General features: G+C 72.1%; 12 protein-coding genes. 5 read left to right on the top strand and 7 right to left on the bottom strand.

The genetic code is table 11. The features are described 5' to 3' along the window. Window positions 1-127: 127 nt before the first annotated feature. The 3 genes from ACZ67T_RS25630 to ACZ67T_RS25620 form a co-directional block, all read right to left on the bottom strand. Window positions 128-1,801, bottom strand: a complete 1,674-nt coding sequence (locus ACZ67T_RS25630) for a thiamine pyrophosphate-binding protein (protein WP_469987184.1) — start codon at window positions 1,799-1,801, stop codon at window positions 128-130. Next, entirely contained in the window at window positions 1,798-2,778 is a 981-nt protein-coding gene (speB, locus tag ACZ67T_RS25625; RefSeq protein ID WP_469987182.1) for an agmatinase, read from the bottom strand. Before speB ends, ACZ67T_RS25630 begins: the two co-directional genes overlap by 4 nt. A gap of 71 nt (window positions 2,779-2,849) precedes the next feature. Continuing rightward, the gene (locus ACZ67T_RS25620; protein WP_469987180.1) at window positions 2,850-4,322 is read right to left on the bottom strand and encodes a sodium:solute symporter family protein; all 1,473 of its coding nucleotides are present in this window, start codon (window positions 4,320-4,322) and stop codon (window positions 2,850-2,852) included. A gap of 179 nt (window positions 4,323-4,501) precedes the next feature. On the opposite strand from ACZ67T_RS25620, the gene ACZ67T_RS25615 reads away from it, so the two are divergent. Then, a complete protein-coding gene (locus ACZ67T_RS25615; protein ID WP_469987178.1) occupies window positions 4,502-6,001 on the top strand; it encodes a PucR family transcriptional regulator ligand-binding domain-containing protein in 1,500 nt (499 codons plus the stop codon). Window positions 6,002-6,063: 62 nt separating this feature from the next. Further along, entirely contained in the window at window positions 6,064-6,861 is a 798-nt protein-coding gene (locus ACZ67T_RS25610; RefSeq protein WP_469987176.1) for a phosphatase, read from the top strand. Here the strand turns inward: ACZ67T_RS25610 and ACZ67T_RS25605 are convergent. From ACZ67T_RS25605 to ACZ67T_RS25590, 4 genes are all read right to left on the bottom strand, one after another. Beyond that, window positions 6,845-7,843, bottom strand: coding sequence for a cation diffusion facilitator family transporter (locus ACZ67T_RS25605; RefSeq protein ID WP_469987174.1), 999 nt, complete (start codon window positions 7,841-7,843; stop codon window positions 6,845-6,847). The two genes, ACZ67T_RS25610 and ACZ67T_RS25605, sit on opposite strands and share 17 nt — an antisense overlap. 47 nt (window positions 7,844-7,890) lie before the next feature. Then, entirely contained in the window at window positions 7,891-8,772 is an 882-nt protein-coding gene (locus ACZ67T_RS25600; RefSeq protein WP_453776217.1) for an acyl-CoA thioesterase, read from the bottom strand. Between the two features lie 36 nt (window positions 8,773-8,808). Further along, entirely contained in the window at window positions 8,809-9,966 is a 1,158-nt protein-coding gene (locus ACZ67T_RS25595; protein WP_100594312.1) for an acyl-CoA dehydrogenase family protein, read from the bottom strand. A gap of 93 nt (window positions 9,967-10,059) precedes the next feature. Next, a complete protein-coding gene (locus tag ACZ67T_RS25590) occupies window positions 10,060-10,653 on the bottom strand; it encodes an SACE_7040 family transcriptional regulator (RefSeq protein ID WP_469987172.1) in 594 nt (197 codons plus the stop codon). Window positions 10,654-10,764: 111 nt separating this feature from the next. Between ACZ67T_RS25590 and ACZ67T_RS25585 the strand changes: the two genes are divergently transcribed. From ACZ67T_RS25585 to ACZ67T_RS25575, 3 genes are read left to right on the top strand one after another with little or no spacing between them, the layout of a single operon-like run. Continuing rightward, the gene (locus tag ACZ67T_RS25585) at window positions 10,765-12,387 is read left to right on the top strand and encodes a carboxyl transferase domain-containing protein (protein ID WP_469987170.1); all 1,623 of its coding nucleotides are present in this window, start codon (window positions 10,765-10,767) and stop codon (window positions 12,385-12,387) included. Window positions 12,388-12,414: 27 nt separating this feature from the next. Further along, window positions 12,415-14,352, top strand: coding sequence for an acetyl/propionyl/methylcrotonyl-CoA carboxylase subunit alpha (locus ACZ67T_RS25580; protein WP_469987168.1), 1,938 nt, complete (start codon window positions 12,415-12,417; stop codon window positions 14,350-14,352). Continuing rightward, window positions 14,349-15,338, top strand: coding sequence for a hydroxymethylglutaryl-CoA lyase (locus ACZ67T_RS25575; protein WP_469987167.1), 990 nt, complete (start codon window positions 14,349-14,351; stop codon window positions 15,336-15,338). The genes ACZ67T_RS25580 and ACZ67T_RS25575 overlap by 4 nt, the downstream gene beginning before the upstream one ends. Window positions 15,339-15,342 lie beyond the last annotated feature (4 nt).

The following is a 15,342-nucleotide window of genomic DNA, read 5'->3' as shown; positions in this document are numbered from 1 at the left end:
CGCGTGACGGAGCTGCTCGGCACCCCGTGGACGCACCCCCTGGCTGACCGAGGACCGCAAACGCCGGCGGCCCCCGGGAGACATCTCCCGGGGGCCGCCGCGCGACCAACCGATCGCCCTGATCGCCTCAGCCCAGATGCGTAGGCGCGAACATCTTCAGCAGTGCCGGGAGCACCACGACCGACGGGCCAGGTTCCGCGAGCGCCTTCGCCAGGTCGTCCTGGAGCGTCTCCGGGGACGTGCGTACGCCCGGGACCCCGAAGGACTCCGCCAGCGCCACGAAGTCCGGGCGGGAGAGTTCCGTCGCCGTCGCCTCGCCGAACGCGTCCGTCATGTACTCGCGCAGGATGCCGTAGCCGCCGTCGTCCACGATCAGCCAGGTCACCGGCAGGTTGTACTGCTTCGCCGTGGCCAGTTCCGCGATGGAGTACATCGCGCCGCCGTCACCCGAGACCGCGAGGACCGGCTTCGACGGGTCGGCCGCGGCGGCGCCGAGCGCGGCCGGGAAGCCGTAGCCGAGGCCGCCCGCGCCCTGTGCCGAGTGCAGCGCGCCCGGCCATGCCGACCAGGCCCAGTACGCCAGGATCGTCATGTCCCAGAAGGAGGGGGAGGAGGCCGGGAGGGCCGCCCTCACGGAACCCAGGATCTCCCGTTCGAAGGCCAGGTCCTGGCCGTCGAGGCGTTCGCGGACGGCGGCGAGCAGGGCCGAAACCCGCTCGGGTGCGGACGGGTCCACGCGCTCCGCGACCGTCTCCAGGAGCGCCGACAGCGCGAGACGCGCATCGGCGTGGATGCCGAGCGCCGGGTGGTTGGACTCCAGCTTTCCGGCGTCCGCCTCGATCTGGATCACCCGGCCGCGCGGCGCGAACGTGTGGTAGTTCGAGGAGAGTTCGCCCAGGCCGGAGCCGACGACGAGGAGGACGTCGGCGTCCTCCAGGAGGTCCGTCGTGTGGCGGTCCTCCATCCAGGACTGGAGCGAGAGGGGGTGCTCCCAGGGGAACGCGCCCTTGCCGCCGAAGGTCGTGACGACCGGGGCGTCCAGCCGTTCCGCGAGCGCGACCAGCTTGCCGGAGGCGTCCGCCCGTACGACACCGCCGCCCGCGATGATCACGGGACGCTCGGCGCGCGACAGCAAGTCGGCTGCCACAGCGGTCAGTTCGGGGCGCGGAACGAGGTCGCGCGGGGTCGCGTCCATCGCCGTGACGACCGGAAGGGTCGTCTGTGCGAGGAGCACGTCCTGCGGGATCTCCACCCAGACCGGGCCGTGCGGCGCGGTGAGGGCGGACTCCCAGGCGGCGGCGATCGCGGAGGGGATCTGCGACTGCGTCCGTACGGTGTGGACGGACTTGACCACGTCCCGGAACGAGGCCTGCTGGTCCCGGAGTTCGTGCAGATAGCCGTGGCGTCCGCCGCCGAGCCCGGCGACCGGGATCTGGCTGCCGATGGCCAGGACCGGCGCCGAAGCTGCCGCCGCCTCCTGGAGCGCGGCGAGCGACATCAGCGCGCCGGGCCCGGTGGAGAGCAGGAGGGGCGCGACCTCACCGGTCACGCGCCCGTAGGCGTCGGCCGCGAAGCCCGCGTTGTTCTCCACGCGCAGGCCCACGTACCGCAGGTCCGAGCGGCGCAGCGCGTCGAACATGCCGAGCGCGTGCTGGCCGGGGAGCCCGAAGACGGTGGACGCGCCGAGGCCGTGCAGCGTCTCGACGACGAGGTCACCGCCGTTGCGGCCGGGCGGAGGGTTCAGGGCGGCTTCGGTCTGCGCCTCGGTGGGCAGCAGTTCCAGGTCGTGGTCGTGCGTCACTTGGCGTCTGCCTCCTGACGGCTCTGCGCGATCTGACGGGACATGATCGTCGTCAGCTCGTACGCGGTGTGCGAGGCGGCGACGGCGGTGATCTCCGCGTGGTCGTAGGCCGGGGCGACCTCGACGACGTCGGCGGAGACGAGGTTGCAGGACGACAGGCCGCGCAGGATCTCCAGGAGCTCGCGGGAGGTCATGCCGCCGGCCTCGGGGGTGCCGGTGCCTGGCGCGTGCGCCGGGTCGAGGCAGTCGATGTCGATGGAGATGTACAGCGGGCGGTCGCCGATGCGCTGGCGCAGCTGGTCGGCGACCTCGTCGGCGCCGCGGCGGTAGATGTCCGCCGAGGTGACGATGCCGAAGCCCATCTTCTCGTCGTCGGTCAGGTCCTGCTTGCCGTACAGCGGGCCGCGCGTGCCGACGTGGGAGAGGGCCTCGGTGTCGAGGATGCCCTCCTCCACCGCCCGGCGGAACGGCGTGCCGTGCGTGTACTCGGCGCCGAAGTACGTGTCCCACGTGTCGAGGTGCGCGTCGAAGTGGAGCAGCGCGACCGGGCCGTGCTTCTTGGCGACCGAGCGAAGGAGCGGCAGCGCGATGGTGTGGTCGCCGCCGAGCGTCATCATGCGGGCGCCGGTGCCGAGGAGGTCGTCGGCCGCGGCCTCGATCGTCTCGACGGCCTCGTTGATGTTGAACGGGTTGGCCGCTATGTCACCGGCGTCCGCGACCTGCGCGAGGGCGAACGGGGAGGCGTCCTGCGCCGGGTTGTAGGGGCGCAGCAGCCGGGACGCCTCGCGGATCGCGTTGCCGCCGAAGCGGGCGCCCGGCCGGTACGAGACACCCGTGTCGAAGGGCACGCCGACGACGGCCACGTCCGCGGTGCCCACCTCGTCGAGGCGGGGCAGCCGGGCGAAGGTGGCGGGACCGGCGTACCGCGGGACGCGGGAGGAGTCGACCGGACCGCGGGGCGTCTCGTTGCTGCTCATGCGAATTGCCTTCTTTCCTACACTTCTTGGCGCTGCGCAGCCCTTGGCGGGCTGCGCAGCGCTTTTCGAACTTACTGGGTGACGGTGGCCGGCTCCGGGTCCGTCTCCGCCCCGCGCCCGGCGAGCCGCTCACGCCAGGTCGCGAGCACCGCGGCGTCGGTGGGCTTGGTGGCCAGGGAGACGACGACGAAGGCGGCGAGGGAGAGCAGGAGGCCGTAGTAGACGGGCTCGTTGGCGAGGATCCCGTAGCCCCACATCAGGCCGATGACGGAGAGTCCGCCGACACAGACGGCGGCGAGGGCGCCGGCCACGGTGCCGCGCTTCCACAGCAGGCCGCCGAGGATCGGCACGAGGAGCCCGGCGACGAGCAGGTTGTAGGCGACGGTCAGGGCCTCGACGACGTTGTTGAGCGCGATGGCGATGCAGATCGTCGCGACGCCCATGATCAGGATGAAGAGGCGGTTGCCCTTCACCTCGTCGTGGGGCTCGTCCTGGTTGCCGCCGGAGGGCTTGATGGCGCCCCGCAGCCGCGACCAGATGTCGTTGTTGGCGACGGTCGCACAGGCGATCAGCGCGCCGGACGAGGTCGACATGACGGCGGCGAGCGCGGCGGCGAGCACCAGGCCGCGCACACCGATGGGGAGCTCGTCCTTGACGATGGTCGCGAACGCGGCGTCGGCGCTCGGCAGCTTCGGGTACATGACCTTCGCGGCGGTGCCGATGACGGCGCCGGCGACGGCGTAGACCAGGCAGTAGGTGCCGGCGACGGTGCCGCCGACGCGGGCGACCTTGTCGCTGCGGGCGGTGAACACGCGCTGCCAGATGTCCTGGCCGATCAGCATGCCGAACGTGTAGATCAGCACGTAAGTGAAGATCGTCTCGCCGCCGATGCCCAGCGGGTCGAAGTACTCGGTGGGCAGCTTGGCCTTCATCTCGCTGAAGCCGCCGGCCTTGATGACGGCGATCGGCAGCAGCAGGAGCAGTACGCCGATGGTCTTCACCACGAACTGCACCATGTCGGTGAGGGTGATGGACCACATGCCGCCGAGCGTCGAGTACGCGACGACGATCGAGCCGCCGAGGATGATCGCGATGGTGCGGTTCATGTCGAACAGCACGTCGAAGATCGTGGCGTAGGCGATGGTCGAGGTGACGGCGAGCATCAGCGTGTACGCCCACATCACGACGCCGGAGATGAGCCCGGACCGGCCGCCGTAGCGCAGGTCGAGCATCTCGGAGACGGTGTAGACCTTCAGGCGGGCGATGCGCGCCGAGAAGAACACGGACAGCGCGAGCAGGCCGAGGCCGATGGTGAAGACCATCCACGCGCCGGACAGGCCGTACTGGTAGCCGAGGCCGACGCCGCCGATGGTGGAGGCGCCGCCGAGGACGATCGCGGCCATGGTGCCGGAGTACATCATCGGGCCGAGCCTGCGGCCCGCCACGAGGAACTCGCTCTTGGACTTGGCGCGGCGCATGCCCCACCAGCCCATGGCGAGCATGCCGGCGAGATAGACGACGATCACTGTGTAGTCGACGGCCATAGGGCCCTCCTTCGCGCACCTCGGTGGCGTGTCGTGCAGATGGGGGTGGGTGACCGGCCCGTGGGGACATCCGCCCGTACCCGAGGCCTGCGGTCGGCACGACCTTAGGTGGCCTGAAAGCAACGCTGAAGTGTACTTTTTATCCACTCTCTCGCGACTGGATGGAGAAAACATCCACCATGCCGGACGCAACCCGGCCTGCGGCGGGCCCCTCTGTGCCCCCCGCACCGGCCGTTCCGCCCACCCCGCCGGTGCCGCTCACCGCGCTGCTCGCCCGCGAGGACCTGGGCCTGCGCCAGATCGCGGGCCCGCCCGTCGGCCCGGACACGGTGATCCACTGGGCGCACACGTCCGAGATGGCCGACCCGTATCCGTACCTGCTCGGCGGTGAGCTGCTGCTGACCGCCGGGGTGCACGCGACGGAGTCGGCGGGCACGGGTCCCTATTACGACGACTATGTGGCGCGGATCGTCGCTGCGGGCGGCGCCGCGCTCGGCTTCGGGGTCGCGCCGGTGCACGACACGGTGCCGCGCGCCCTGGTCGAGGCCTGCGAGCGGCACGGGCTGCCGCTCCTCGAGGTGCCGCCGCGCTCCACGTTCAGCGGGGTGACGCGCGCGGTGTGGCAGCTGATGGCGCAGGCGCGGCACGCGGAGCTGCGCAGGGTGAGCGAGGCGCAGCAGGGCCTCGCCACGGCGGCGGCGCGCCCCTACCCGGTGCCCGCGGTGCTGCGGCAGCTGGCGCAGCGCACCGGCGGCTGGGCGGTGCTCACCGCGCCGGACGGCTCGGAGGTCGGCCGGGCGGGCCCCGACCCGTCGGCCGAGGTGAGCGCGGCGATGGCGCAGCTGATGCGGATCGTGCGCCCCGGCGAGACGCGCCTCTTCCCCGCGCCCACGTCGGCGGCGGACACGGTGGGCGGGGCGCATCTGGCGGCGTACGCGCTGGGCGGCGGCCAGGGTTACGCGCTGGGAACGGCGGTCGGGCACCGCGACCCCGGCGACCACACGATCGCGGGGGTCGCGGTGGTCCTGCTCTCCCTGCTCACGGGCGAACACCAGACGACGGCCGAGGCGGCCCGCTCGGCGGCCCTGGTCCGGCTCCTGCTCGGCGAGGAGCCGGCCGGCGTCGCGGCGCTGCTCGGCGACGGCATGTGGCGGGTGGTCCACGCCGTGCCGGAGTACCCGTCCGCGCCGCCCGTCTCCCTGGGCACGCCCCTGGTCGACACCACCGACTCCCTCGTACGCGCCCTGCTCCCGGCGGACCAGGAGGTCATCGCCCAGGAGGGCTGGGTGATGGGGGTGAGCGGCGCGGCTCCCACGGAGGACCTGACGGCGGCCGACGCGCAGGCGTCCCGCGCCCTGACCCGGGCGAGGGCGACCCATGTCCCGCTCGTCCACCACCACGCGGACGCGCGGGGACTCGCCTCGCTCCTCGACCCGGGGGAGGCGACGGCCCATGCCCGGACGCTCCTCGCCCCGATCTCCCACACGCCCGCACTGACCGAGACGCTGCGTACCTGGCTCTCCCTGCACGGGAGTTGGGACCGTACGGCCACCGCGCTCGCCGTCCACCGCAACACCGTGCGTCAGCGCATCGCGAAGTGCGCGACGCTCCTGGACACCGACCTGGACGACCCCGACGTGCGCATGGAGCTGTGGTTCGCTCTGCGCCACGCAGAGTGACGCCCGTCCCACCCCCCGGGACGTCGGGGCCCGTCACAGCGCCCGACGGCACAATGGGGTGCATGCCGATACCCGGGATCCCCAGCCGCGCCGCGCTCGTCGACCATCTGATCCGCACCCGCATCGCGGGCGACGTGGCCACACCCCGCGACAACAACCTCTCCCACTACCGCAGGCTCGCGAACGGCGACCGCCACTACTGGCTCGGCCTGGAGCTCGGCGACCGCTGGACCGACGAGCAGGACGTCCTCGCGGTGATGGCGGAGCGCTGCGGCGTGAACGACGATCCCGAGTACCGCTTCGGCCAGGACACCATCGACCCGCAGCTCACGGTCGACGCCCTGGAGCGCATGGGCGCCCGGCTGCGCAAGGCGGCGGCCGGCAAGGAGCGCGTCCTGTTCGCGACCGGGCACCCGGGCGGCCTTCTCGACGTGCACCGCGCGACGGCCGCGGCGCTGCGCGCGGCGGGCTGCGAGATCGTCGTGATTCCCGAGGGCCTCTCCACGGACGAGGGCATGGTCTTCCAGTTCGCGGACGTGGCGATGCTGGAGCGCGGCGCGACACTGTGGCACACGCATTCCCCGGACCCCATGGCGCGGATCCTGGACGGCCTGGAGCGCGAGGAGCGCGCCCTGCCGGACCTGGTCGTCGCCGACCACGGCTGGGCGGGCTGCGCGGGCCGGCGCGGGATCGACTCCATCGGTTACGCGGACTGCAACGACCCGGCGCTGTTCATCGGGGAGGCGGAGGGCACCCTTCAGGTGACGGTGCCGCTGGACGACCACGTCACGAGCCCGCGCCACTACGACCCGATGACGGCGTATCTCCTCGACGCGGCGGGCCTCAGCCCCACGGGTTGAGCCCCTCCTCGCGCCGCTGCGCGAAGCCGGGCGTCGGGTCGAGGTAGACCCGGGTCACGTTCGGGAACCGCTCGCGCAGCCGGCCGGCCGCCTCCTCGCAGGCCCACTCGATCTGCGCGGCGGTGGAGGTGTCGCGCAGGTCGACCTTCGCCGCGACGAGCGCCTCGCGCGGCCCCTGGACGAGGGTGGTCAGTTCGAGCACGGCCTCGATGTGCTCGACGCCCGCGAGGATTTCGCGGATCTCCAGGCGGACCGGCTTGGGCAGCGGGCGCCCGATGAGGAGTTCGGCGTTGGACCGTCCGAGGACCCAGGCGACGTACAGGAGCAGGGCGCCGATGCACAGGGAGGCGATGGCGTCCCAGACGCCGGAGCCGGTGAGCTGACCGCCGAGCAGTCCGCCCGCGGCGAGGAGCAGGCCGACGAGGGCCGCCGAGTCCTCCATGACGACGGCCTTGACGGCCGTGTCGGGGGTGCGGCGCAGATAGTGGCCCACGGGCGCCCCCGTGCGGGCAGCCTCCCCGCGGACCTGCCTGATCCCGGTGCGCAGGGAGAAGCCTTCGAGGACGAAGGCGACGGCGAGGACGATGTACGAGACGAGCGGGTTGCCGAGCTCCTCGCCGGCGATCAGGGTGTGGATGCCGTCGTAGACCGAGAAGACGGCGCCGCCGACGAAGGTGGCGACGGCGGCGAGCATGGCCCAGATGTAGCGCTCGGGCCCGTAGCCGAGGGGGTGTTCCTCGTCCGCGGGCTTCTCGCTGCGCTTCAGCGCGGTGAGCAGCAGCACCTCGGTGACCGTGTCGGCGACCGAGTGGGCCGCCTCCGAGAGCATGGCGCTCGACCCGCTGATGATGCCGGCGACGGCCTTGGCGAGGGCGATCCCGAGATTGGCGGCGGCCGCCACGAGGACGGTGGTGACGCTCTCGCCCCCGTCGTCCTCCCCCGCGTCCCCGGCCGTCCCACTCTGCTCAGCGCTCGTGCCCATGCACGTGACGGTATGTCCGATCGCCACGCGCCGCGAACCACACGGGCTCACCGCGGGACGCGGACGACGCCCTCCTGGATCACGGAGATGGCGAGCTGTCCGTCGCGCGTGTAGATACGGGCCTGGCCGAGGCCGCGCCCGCCCGAGGCCGACGGCGACTCCTGGTCGTACAGGAGCCATTCGTCCGCGCGGAACGGCCGGTGGAACCACATCGCGTGGTCGAGCGAGGCGCCGACCACGTCGCCCACGGCCCATCCCCCGCGCCCGTGCGCGAGCAGCACGGAGTCCAGGAGCGTCATGTCGGAGACGTACGTGGCGAGGCAGACGTGCAGCAGCGGCTCGTCGATGACGCCGTCGAGCTTGCCGTTCGTACGGAACCAGACCTGCGAGCGCGGCTCCTGCGGGGTGCCGACGCTGCCGAACGGCGGCGCGTCCACGTACCGCAGGTCGACGGCCTCGCGCGCTTCGAGGAGCCGCTCGGCGACGCCGGGCTCGACGAACGCGTCGGCGTAGCGCGGCAGCATCTCGGCGGCGGTGGGCAGCGTCTCCGGGTCGGGTGCGGGCGGCATGGCCGCCTGGTGCTCCAGCCCGTCCTCGTACGTCTGGAAGGACGCCGAGAGATGGAAGATCGGCTGCCCGTGCTGGACGGCGACGACGCGGCGCGTGGTGAAGGAGCGCCCGTCGCGGATCCGGTCGACGGTGTAGACGATGGGCGCGCCCGGGTCGCCGGCCACGAGGAAGTACGCGTGCAGCGAGTGGGCGTGCCGGTCGCCGGGGACGGTGCGCCCGGCGGCGACGAGCGCCTGGGCCGCCACCTGTCCGCCGAAGACCCGGGGGACGACGGCGGAGCGGGACTGCCCGCGGAAGATGTCCTGCTCGATCTGCTCGAGGTCGAGCAGATCGAGCAGGGACTCCAGTGCCTGATTCATACAGCCAGTTCTACAGAAGGCGGAGGGACGGGTGGGTTACAGGCCCATGTCCTTCGCGATGATCGTCTTCATGATCTCGCTGGTGCCGCCGTAGATGCGGTTGACGCGGTTGTCCGCGTACAGGCGCGCGATCGGGTACTCGTTCATGAAGCCGTAGCCGCCGTGCAGCTGGAGGCAGCGGTCGATGACGCGGTGCGCGACCTCGGTGCAGAACAGCTTGGCGCTGGCGGCCTCGGCGGGGGTCAGCTCGCCCGCGTCGAGGGCCTCGAGGGCGCGGTCGGCGACGGCCTCGGCGGCGTCGACCTCGGCCTGGCAGGCGGCCAGCTCGAACTTGGTGTTCTGGAAGGACGCGACGGGCTTGCCGAAGACGGCGCGCTCCTGGACGTACTCCTTGGCGAACCGGACGGCGGCCTTGGCCTGCGCGTAGGCGCCGAAAGCGATGCCCCAGCGCTCGGAGGCGAGGTTGTGGCCGAGGTAGTAGAAGCCCTTGTTCTCCTCGCCGAGGAGGTCCTCGACGGGGACCTTCACGTCGACGAACGCCAGCTCGGCGGTGTCGGAGGTCTTCAGGCCGAGCTTGTCGAGCTTGCGGCCTATGGAGTAGCCCTCGGACTTGGTGTCCACCGCGAAGAGGGAGATGCCGTGGCGGCGGTCCTCGGCGGTGGGCGCGTCGGTGCGGGCGCAGACGATCACCTTGTCGGCGTGGACGCCGCCGGTGATGAAGGTCTTGGCGCCGTTGAGGACGTAGTGCGTGCCGTCCTCGGAGAGCTTGGCGGTGGTCTTCATGCCCGCGAGGTCGGAGCCGGTGCCCGGCTCGGTCATCGCGAGGGCCCACATCTCCTCGCCGGAGACGAACTTCGGCAGGAAGCGCTTCTTCTGCTCGTCGGTGGCGAGCATCTTGATGTACGGCAGGCCGAGCAGCACGTGCACACCGGAGCCGCCGAACTGGACACCCGCGCGCGAGGTCTCCTCGTACATCACGGCCTCGAACTTGTACGAGTCGATGCCGGCGCCGCCGAACTCCTCGGGCACGCGGATGCCGAAGACGCCGAGCTCGGCGAGCTTGTAGTAGAAGTCGCGCGGGGCCTGCCCGGCCGCGAACCACTCGTCGTAGACGGGCACGACCTCGGCCTCGATGAAGGCGCGGATGGTGTCCCGGAACGCCTCGTGGTCCTCGTTGTAAACGGTACGGCGCACGACCTGCTCCTTCGGAAACGGCATCACTGCACGACTAAGCGCTTGCTCAGACGTACGTTACCCGCCAGTTTCTGGAGCGTCCAGAGACGCAGATCACGCCTGGGCGGCCTCGAATGCCCCGCGGGCCATGCGGTGCAGCAGGCCCGCCGTCGCCTCGCGGCCGGGCAGTCCGCCGGACCTGCCGAGGTGCGGGGTCGAGTTGAGCAGGCCGAAGACGGCGTGCACGGCGGCACGCGCGGGCTGCTCGGCCAGGCCCGGATAGACCTCGCGCACCGCCTCGACCCACAGCTCGACGTACTGGCGCTGGAGCTGGCGCACCAGCTTGCGGTCGCTGTCGCGCAGGCGGTCCAGCTCACGGTCGTGCAGGGTGATCAGGGGGCGGTCGTCGAGGGCGAAGTCGATGTGCCCCTCGATGAGGGAGTCGAGCAGCACCTCGGGGTCGCCGCCGTCGGATTCGGCGAGCCGGCGCTTGCCGCCGGTCAGGAGCCGTCCGCTGATGCCGACGAGCAGCTCGGCGAGCATCGCGTCCTTGCCCGCGAAGTGACGGTAGAGCCCGGGGCCGCTGATACCGACCGCGGCGCCTATCTCGTCGACGCCGACTCCGTGGAACCCGCGCTCGGCGAAGAGCCGCGCGGCCTCCTTGAGGATCTGCTCGCGGCGGGTGGGGGCGTCGGTTCTGGTGGCCATGGAGGTAATTCTAGACAGCGACGTTAGCGGTCGTTAACCTGAGGGAAACGTGTTAACGCTCATTAACCGAGCGGGAGCCGGACGACGCGAGCCGAATGAGGGGACTGCGCGATGCAGGAGGCACCGGAGCTGACGAGCGCGGCGGATCCCGCGTCGGAGGCCTGGAAGGCCAACGAGGCGGCGCACGAGGCGCTGGCCGGCGAGCTGCGCGGCAAGCTGGCCGCGGCCCGGCTCGGCGGCGGCGAGCGGGCCCGCGCCCGGCACACCGCGCGCGGCAAGCTGCTGCCGCGTGACCGGGTGGACACACTGCTCGACCCGGGCTCCCCGTTCCTGGAGCTGGCGCCGCTGGCGGCCGACGGGATGTACGGGGACCAGGCCCCGGCCGCCGGGGTGATCGCCGGGATCGGACGGATCAGCGGCCGCGCGTGCGTGATCGTCGCCAATGACGCGACGGTCAAGGGCGGCACGTACTACCCGATGACGGTGAAGAAGCACCTGCGTGCCCAGGAGGTGGCCCTGGAGAACAGGCTGCCGTGCGTCTACCTGGTGGACTCGGGCGGCGCCTTCCTGCCGATGCAGGACGAGGTCTTCCCCGACCGCGAGCACTTCGGGCGGATCTTCTACAACCAGGCACGGATGTCGGGCGCCGGCATCCCCCAGATCGCCGCGGTCCTCGGCTCGTGCACGGCGGGCGGGGCGTACGTCCCGGCGATGAGCGACGAGGCCGTGATCGTGCGCAATCAGGGCACGATCTTCCTGGGCGGTCCGCCCCTGGTGAAGGCCGCCACCGGTGAGGTCGTCACCGCCGAGGAGCTGGGCGGCGGCGAGGTGCACTCCCGGGTCTCGGGCGTCACGGACCATCTCGCGGAGGACGACGCGCACGCGCTGCGGATCGTGCGGACGATCGTCTCGACGCTCCCGGAGCGCGGCGAGCTGCCCTGGTCGGTCACCCCGGCGATCGAGCCGAAGGTGGACCCCGCGGGGCTGTACGGCGCGGTGCCGGTCGACTCGCGCACCCCGTACGACGTGCGGGAGGTCATCGCGCGTGTGGTGGACGGCTCGCGGTTCGCCGAGTTCAAGGCGGAGTTCGGGCAGACCCTGATCACCGGCTTCGCCCGCATCCACGGCCACCCGGTCGGGATCGTCGCGAACAACGGCATCCTGTTCTCCGAGTCCGCCCAGAAGGGCGCGCACTTCATCGAGCTGTGCGACCAGCGCGGCATCCCGCTGGTGTTCCTGCAGAACATCTCGGGCTTCATGGTGGGGCGGGACTACGAGGCGGGCGGGATCGCCAAGCACGGCGCCAAGATGGTCACGGCCGTCGCCGGCACCCGCGTGCCGAAGCTGACCGTCGTCGTCGGCGGGTCGTACGGGGCGGGCAACTACTCGATGTGCGGCCGGGCCTACTCGCCGCGCTTCCTGTGGATGTGGCCCAACGCCAAGATCTCCGTGATGGGCGGCGAGCAGGCCGCCTCCGTCCTCGCGACCGTCAAGCGCGACCAGATGGAGGCGCGGGGCGAAGAGTGGCCCGCCGAGGACGAGGACGCCTTCAAGGCGCCGATCCGGGCCCAGTACGAGGAGCAGGGGAACGCCTACTACGCGACGGCGCGGCTCTGGGACGACGGCGTGATCGACCCGCTGGAGACCCGGCAGGTCCTCGGCCTCGCCCTGACCGCCTGTGCCCACGCGCCGCTGCCGGAGAAGTCCGGCGGCTTCGGCGTCTTCCGGATGTGAGGGGAGGGAACCCCAATGAACACGTGCATGTTCGACACCGTTCTTGTGGCCAACCGCGGCGAGATCGCCGTCCGCGTCATCCGTACGCTGCGGGCGCTCGGCATCCGCTCGGTGGCCGTGTACAGCGACGCCGACGCCGACGCCCGCCATGTGCGCGAGGCCGACACGGCGGTCCGCATCGGGCCGCCGCCCGCGGGCGAGAGCTATCTCCGCGTGGACCGCCTCCTCGAAGCGGCGGCGCGCACGGGCGCGCAGGCCGTCCACCCGGGCTACGGATTCCTGGCGGAGAACGCCGCCTTCGCACGGGCCTGCGCCGACGCGGGCCTCGTCTTCATCGGCCCCTCCGCCGACGCGATCTCCCTCATGGGCGACAAGATCCGCGCCAAGGAGACCGTGCGGGCGGCCGGGGTCCCGGTCGTGCCCGGCTCGTCCGGCAGCGGCCTGACCGACGCCCAACTGGCCGACGCGGCACGGGAGATCGGCATGCCCGTACTGCTCAAGCCGTCCGCGGGCGGCGGCGGCAAGGGCATGCGCCTGGTCCGTGACGAGGCGCTGCTCGGCGACGAGATCGCGGCCGCCCGCCGCGAGGCCCGCGCCTCCTTCGGCGACGACACGCTCCTCGTGGAGCGCTGGGTCGACCGCCCCCGGCACATCGAGATCCAGGTCCTGGCGGACGGCCACGGGCACGTGGTCCACCTGGGCGAGCGCGAGTGCTCCCTCCAGCGCCGCCACCAGAAGATCATCGAGGAGGCGCCGAGCGTCCTGCTCGACGAGGCGACGCGCGCGGCGATGGGCGAGGCAGCGGTGCAGGCGGCCCGCTCGTGCGGGTACCGCGGCGCGGGCACGGTGGAGTTCATCGTGCCGGGCAACGACCCGTCCTCGTACTACTTCATGGAGATGAACACCCGCCTCCAGGTGGAGCACCCGGTCACGGAGCTGATCACGGGCGTCGACCTGGTGGAGTGGCAGCTGCGGGTCGCCGCCGGTGAGCGACTGCCGTACGCGCAAGGCGACATCGAGCTGACCGGGCACGCGGTCGAGGCCCGGATCTGCGCCGAGGACCCTTCGCGCGGCTTCCTGCCGTCGGGCGGCACGGTCGTCTCGCTGCGCGAGCCGCAGGGCGGCGGGGTGCGCACCGACTCGGGGCTCAGCGAGGGCACGGAGGTCGGGAGCCTGTACGACCCGATGCTGTCGAAGGTCATCGCGTACGGCCCGGACCGGGCGACCGCGCTGCGCAAGCTGCGCGCCGCCCTCGCGGAGACGGTCACGCTGGGCGTGCCGACGAACGCCGGGTTCCTGCGGCGGCTGCTCGCGCACCCGGCGGTCATGGCGGGCGAGCTGGACACCGGGCTCGTGGAGCGCGAGGCCGACGGCCTGGTCCCCGGTGAGGTGCCGGAGGAGGTGTACGAGGCGGCGGCCGCGGTACGCCAGGCGGCCTTGACGCCGTCGGGGTCCGGCTGGACCGACCCGTTCGCGCAGCCGACCGGCTGGCGCCTTGGCGGCACGCCCGCGCCGGTCGACTTTCACCTCAAGGCCGCGGGATTCGAACCCGTCACGCACCGCGCGCGCGGCACCCACACCGTCGGCGCCGACAGCGTCACCGTCCACCTGGACGGTCTGACCCACACCTTCCACCGGTCCGGTGACTGGCTGGGCCGCGAGGGAGACGCCTGGCACGTGCAGGACTTCGACCCGGTGGCGGCCTCGCTGAGCGGCGCCGCGCACTCCGGCGCCGACTCCCTCACCGCCCCGATGCCCGGCACGGTCACCGTCGTGAAGGTGGCCGTGGGGGACGAAGTGGTCGCCGGACAGAGCCTGTTGGTGGTCGAGGCGATGAAGATGGAGCACGTCATCTCCGCCCCGCACGCCGGCACCGTGGCCGAACTGGACGTCACACCGGGCACGACCGTCGCGATGGACCAGATCCTCGCGGTCGTCACACCGCACGAGGAGACGACGGCATGAGCACCCCCGCAACCCCCTCATCCCCCGGGCCCGCCGCACTGCCCATGGTCGTGCCCTCGCAGGATCTGCCCGCGCGCGTGCGGATCCACGAGGTCGGCGCGCGCGACGGACTGCAGAACGAGAAGGCGACCGTTCCCACCAAGGTGAAGGCGGAGTTCGTGCACCGCCTCGCGGCCGCGGGCCTGACCACCATCGAGGCCACCAGCTTCGTGCACCCCAAGTGGGTGCCCCAACTGGCGGACGCGGAAGCCCTGTTCCCGCTCCTGCAGGACATCGAGCCGCGCCCGCACCTGCCCGTGCTCGTGCCGAACGAGCGGGGTCTGGACCGGGCCCTCGCACTCGGGGCGCGCCGCGTCGCCGTGTTCGCCAGCGCCACCGAGTCGTTCGCCAAGGCCAATCTGAACCGGACGGTGGACGAGGCGCTCGCCATGTTCGAGCCGGTCGTGACCCGCGCCAAGGAGGGCCGGGCGCACGTGCGCGGCTATCTCTCCATGTGCTTCGGGGACCCGTGGGAGGGCGCCGTCCCGGTCCACCAGGTCGTCCGGGTCGCCAAGGCCCTGATGGACATGGGCTGCGACGAGCTCAGCCTCGGCGACACGATCGGCGTCGCGACGCCGGGCCACGTCCAGACGCTCCTGGCCGAGCTCAACGAGGAGGGCGTGCCGACGAACGCGATCGGCGTGCACTTCCACGACACGTACGGCCAGGCCCTGTCCAACACCCTCGCGGCGCTCCAGCACGGAGTGACCACCGTGGACGCCTCCGCGGGCGGCCTCGGCGGCTGCCCGTACGCGAAGAGCGCCACCGGAAATCTCGCCACAGAAGATCTCGTGTGGATGCTTTCGGGCCTCGGTATCGAGACCGGGGTCGACCTCGGCCGTCTCACCGCCACCAGCGCGTGGATGGCCGAACAGCTGGGCCGGCCCAGCCCGTCCCGCACCGTCCGCGCCCTCGTGAAGACGGCACAGCCCCTACAGGAGCAGTGAACAA

The sequence above is a fragment of the Streptomyces sp. NPDC107517 genome, from assembly GCF_055582645.1.
Note: the sequence above shows the minus strand (reverse complement) of the source record. Positions and strands in the feature narration are given on the sequence as shown.

Excerpts from the sequence above, each read along its gene's own strand:
- speB (WP_469987182.1), bottom strand. The coding sequence starts at position 2,778 with ATGAGCAGCAACGAGACGCCCCGCGGTCCGGTCGACTCCTCCCGCGTC.
- ACZ67T_RS25620 (WP_469987180.1), bottom strand. The coding sequence starts at position 4,322 with ATGGCCGTCGACTACACAGTGATCGTCGTCTATCTCGCCGGCATGCTC.
- ACZ67T_RS25615 (WP_469987178.1), top strand. The coding sequence starts at position 4,502 with ATGCCGGACGCAACCCGGCCTGCGGCGGGCCCCTCTGTGCCCCCCGCA.
- ACZ67T_RS25610 (WP_469987176.1), top strand. The coding sequence starts at position 6,064 with ATGCCGATACCCGGGATCCCCAGCCGCGCCGCGCTCGTCGACCATCTG.
- ACZ67T_RS25605 (WP_469987174.1), bottom strand. The coding sequence starts at position 7,843 with ATGGGCACGAGCGCTGAGCAGAGTGGGACGGCCGGGGACGCGGGGGAG.
- ACZ67T_RS25600 (WP_453776217.1), bottom strand. The coding sequence starts at position 8,772 with ATGAATCAGGCACTGGAGTCCCTGCTCGATCTGCTCGACCTCGAGCAG.
- ACZ67T_RS25590 (WP_469987172.1), bottom strand. The coding sequence starts at position 10,653 with ATGGCCACCAGAACCGACGCCCCCACCCGCCGCGAGCAGATCCTCAAG.
- ACZ67T_RS25585 (WP_469987170.1), top strand. The coding sequence starts at position 10,765 with ATGCAGGAGGCACCGGAGCTGACGAGCGCGGCGGATCCCGCGTCGGAG.
- ACZ67T_RS25580 (WP_469987168.1), top strand. The coding sequence starts at position 12,415 with ATGTTCGACACCGTTCTTGTGGCCAACCGCGGCGAGATCGCCGTCCGC.
- ACZ67T_RS25575 (WP_469987167.1), top strand. The coding sequence starts at position 14,349 with ATGAGCACCCCCGCAACCCCCTCATCCCCCGGGCCCGCCGCACTGCCC.